This is a genomic window from uncultured Campylobacter sp. (assembly GCF_937997595.1).
Taxonomy (GTDB): Bacteria; Campylobacterota; Campylobacteria; order Campylobacterales; family Campylobacteraceae; genus Campylobacter_B.
On the sequence record NZ_CALKTS010000024.1, the window covers coordinates 1 to 1,422 of the forward strand.

At 48.9% G+C, this 1,422-nt stretch carries 2 protein-coding genes; one reads left to right on the forward strand and one right to left on the reverse strand.

Features of this window, described 5'->3' with window-relative positions; translation table 11 throughout:
* Positions 1–340: NAD(P)H-dependent oxidoreductase (locus Q0614_RS00820; protein ID WP_298785849.1), on the forward strand; the 340-nt coding region annotated here is incomplete at its 5' end.
* Between the two features lie 902 nt (positions 341–1,242).
* On the opposite strand, the gene Q0614_RS00825 is transcribed toward Q0614_RS00820, so the two are convergent.
* The coding region (locus Q0614_RS00825) for a TOBE domain-containing protein (protein WP_298785851.1) at positions 1,243–1,422 on the reverse strand (180 nt) is incomplete at its 5' end.

A 1,422-nucleotide genomic window follows, 5' to 3' on the forward strand; every position in this document is an offset into this window, starting at 1 on the left:
GCTAAACGTGCCGCCTATGCTAAAAGCCTATATCGACATCGTCTTTTCGCACGAGCTGGTGGGTTCCGGCGCGCTTAAGGGCAAGGTCTTGCAGCTCGCGCTAAGCGCCAGTACGCCGCTTAGCGAGTACTCCAAACAGGGTGCGATCGGCTATAGTATGGATGAAATTTTAACTCCGCTTAAGATTGCGGCAAACTACTGCGAGATGGAGTTTGCCGTGCCGTTTGTCAGCAGCGGGTTTGAGCCCGGCGAGTTTGGCGACGATGCCGTAGAGGCCGCAGCTGCACGCTTTGGTAAGCTTTTGCGAGGCGAACTAGGCCCCGACGAGTATCAAATTTAGTAAAGCAAATCTTGCTATCTGCGGCTACGAGCCGAAATTTTACAAGAGTGATTTTATCCGCGGAATCTACGCCTTTTAACGAGCCGATCGGCAAAAGCTAAAAGTGGATCTAAACACGCTATGGATGGCTCGACTGATACGTGCGTGCACTCGTCGTAGCCAGTGTTGATTGCTTGCAAGGTACAAGCGTGTTTAAACAGCGCGCATCGGCTAGCTAATGTTGTCATCTATGGAGGCACGAATGGGCGTTCGGCTCGAAGTCATCGGCGTAAAACTCATCGTGTTTATTTGCGCAAGAGTGGTTAAATTTCGTAGCAAGTGGCAAAGTAGGGGGTAAAGTGTGTGTCGTGATCTTTTTGGATCGGGTGTGGGTTTTTGCGAAGCGGTCTCTGTCGCGCTTAGAAAGTTTAAATTTTAAAGTTTGCCGCATCGCGTAATATTTTGCAAAACATCGCACCGCCACCGCGAAAAGATATGCTGAGCCTGCCGCTGTAAAAGTGTGGTGATCGGTCATTACCGAGCAAAGTAGCGCCGTAGCAAGCGCGTAAAATATGAAAGCACATTGCTATAAGCGAGTAGGCAGAGTGAAGAGGAGGGGTCTGTGTTTCATAAATATCTCGCGTGAGTGGGCTTGCGCGATGAATGGATGCAAAGCCTACGCAAAATGCGCACTGCGGTAAAATAGGGTAAGACCGCTCTTGGTGTGATTGGGGCTGGATGTCGCGCGGGGTGCATCTGCGCGCATGAGAGAAAAGACCGCTTATAGCGTTATTTGAGTTGCTACAAAATTTGATTTATCAAAAGAGATTTTTGAAGAAGGAGCAGAATTTATAAAATTTCGCTCCTTGATTTTGTGATGTTTAAAGCGCGTGCATCGTTGTCGCACGCACCGTTACGCTTGATTATTTTACACCGACGATGATTTGAGTAGCTTTGATGATTGCGGTTACTTCGTCGCCGACTGCTAGCGCCAAATTTTTAACGGAGCCGTTTGTGACGATCGCGCTTAGATTCTCACCGTCTGCGGTTCTGACATCGATTTCAGCATTGATTGCGCCCTCTTTAACGGCGGTGATTTTGCC